Origin of the sequence: Granulicoccus phenolivorans DSM 17626 = NBRC 107789 = JCM 15570 (genome assembly GCF_000423085.1) — a bacterium.
In the GTDB taxonomy this organism is placed as follows: Bacteria; Actinomycetota; Actinomycetes; order Propionibacteriales; family Propionibacteriaceae; genus Granulicoccus; species Granulicoccus phenolivorans.
This window is the reverse complement of record NZ_KE383976.1, coordinates 21,896-23,554: the sequence shown is the minus strand read 5'-3', so window position 1 is coordinate 23,554 and position 1,659 is coordinate 21,896. Positions and strand designations below refer to the sequence as shown.

At 43.8% G+C, this 1,659-nt stretch carries 5 protein-coding genes; 3 read left to right on the top strand and 2 right to left on the bottom strand.

The annotated features are described in order from the left end of the window. Together G531_RS27140 and G531_RS25515 are read left to right on the top strand one after the other, a co-directional pair. Positions 1-244, top strand: a 244-nt coding sequence (locus G531_RS27140; RefSeq protein WP_211221919.1) for a hypothetical protein, incomplete at its 5' end; no start/stop codon positions are given. Next, positions 234-479 carry a hypothetical protein gene (locus tag G531_RS25515; RefSeq protein WP_021618640.1) on the top strand — a complete coding sequence of 82 codons (246 nt, stop codon included), beginning with the start codon at positions 234-236 and terminating at the stop codon, positions 477-479. The genes G531_RS27140 and G531_RS25515, both read left to right, overlap by 11 nt. Positions 480-536: 57 nt before the next feature. On the opposite strand, the gene G531_RS25510 is transcribed toward G531_RS25515, so the two are convergent. Further along, positions 537-725 carry a helix-turn-helix transcriptional regulator gene (locus G531_RS25510; protein WP_021618639.1) on the bottom strand — a complete coding sequence of 63 codons (189 nt, stop codon included), beginning with the start codon at positions 723-725 and terminating at the stop codon, positions 537-539. Further along, positions 722-883 carry a hypothetical protein gene (locus G531_RS25950; protein WP_021618638.1) on the bottom strand — a complete coding sequence of 54 codons (162 nt, stop codon included), beginning with the start codon at positions 881-883 and terminating at the stop codon, positions 722-724. The genes G531_RS25510 and G531_RS25950 overlap by 4 nt, the downstream gene beginning before the upstream one ends. A 531-nt stretch (positions 884-1,414) precedes the next feature. Between G531_RS25950 and G531_RS26570 the strand changes: the two genes are divergently transcribed. Next, on the top strand, positions 1,415-1,659 hold a 245-nt coding region (locus G531_RS26570), incomplete at its 3' end, for a hypothetical protein (RefSeq protein ID WP_211221918.1).

Genomic DNA, 1,659 nt, shown 5'->3' with positions numbered 1-1,659 from the left:
GTATGCGCTGATTACTGAGCTTTCAGGAGCTCAAGCATTACAAGATATCGAAGCATTATCCTACGCGAACGGACTTGGTTCCACCGGCAAAGTGAACTGGGATATGTATAATCTGCTTATTTCGCAGGCGTGGCAGCGTTATAACACGTTCATGGAAGCGGTGGGCAAGACCGTGAATGAAAGTGTGGAAGAGGCTACTAAGCGCGTAACCGAAGCAACAAAAACTACTAAAGATGGAGAATAAAATGGGAGAACATGTCCAGGATAATCATGCTAGTGAAGATTTGAAAAGCTATGTGCCAGTGTTTAGCGCGCGAGTGCGCACAATCATCTATGTAGCGGGTCTTGTCGCTTCAGTGATTGGGCTTGGTTTTATGACGTTCGGCTACGCTGATATCGGCGGTTTCATTAGTACTGCTGCTGGTATTCTCGCGGGCGGTTTCGGCGTAGCGTATAATCCGCTACGCTCGAACATGTAACGTTGATAGAGTCCTTCCACAATCTTTTGCGGTTGTGGGAGGACTCTTTTGCATTTTCTACTGTTTTCGAGGTCTGCCGCCGTGTCCTGGACGATTAGCATTCCACTGCTCGATAGTAGATTTCTTCCATCCACGTGTGCGCCCAATAAGAGCGTCGGGTTCTGGCAGATTGTAGTTTGCTAGAGCGCCTTTAGCTATTCCTAGATATTCAGCAATCTCGGTAAAACTCATATAGATTTCGGTCATTGTGTCTTGTCTTTCTTTAGTACTGCAGCAATTATCCAAACAATGCAGATGGCTGTCCATATGATTGTTTTTGGAGTGCTGCGCATGATAAATGCCTCATACAGTGCAGTAATTCCGGTTAAAACCGCAATGATGCTGTAAAACAATTTTGCGCTCATACTTTTATGATTTAGACTGAAAGGGGTAGCCCCGCTGAGGGGCTACCGTGAAGCTATTTCCTATGCTTAGGTTTTCGCTTCTTTTCTTTGAGAGCTATTGCTATGCCTACGATGCTTGCGATTGTATCTATTAGGTGGAGCAGTAGCTCTGCTATTTCAGTCCATTTCATTCTCACCTCCTTTCGTTTTCCTTATATTTATATAATAACACAGCAACTATATAAATACGAGTAAGACACGCCGAAGATAGGGGAACAAAATAAAAAAATACAGAATACTGTTGAAAACAAAGGTGTTCGGAATAGTATTTGTCGAATCTCCTCGTCTCCGCTCCTAGGGTTTTCAGAAAAATCTGAAAACCCTTTTTTCATGCCGTTTTCGGCGTATTTTCAACGATTTCACGCCATTCACTTAAAAATAATTGAAGTACATTGAAGTACATAGAAGAGCATAAAATAGCATGTCACATAGGGGACGAGATAAGGGGAACAAAACAGCCACAAATGTTCCCCTATCTGACAAGGAGAAACAATGCGCAGATTCGGATACATACGCCCAATAACAAAACGCGGCAAAGCATACCTAGAAGCTTCCTACCAGCCACCACTTGAACTGCTCGCCAAATATCCCAATCTCAAAAAACGATACACAAAAACGATGCAACCCGAATATCGTCCAGAACTCGAAGCATGGTTGTACGAAAACGAGCAAGCGATTAAACAAGGTATATGGACGCCACCGGTACGCCTTAACCGCAAAGACCTCCTCAAAGATGC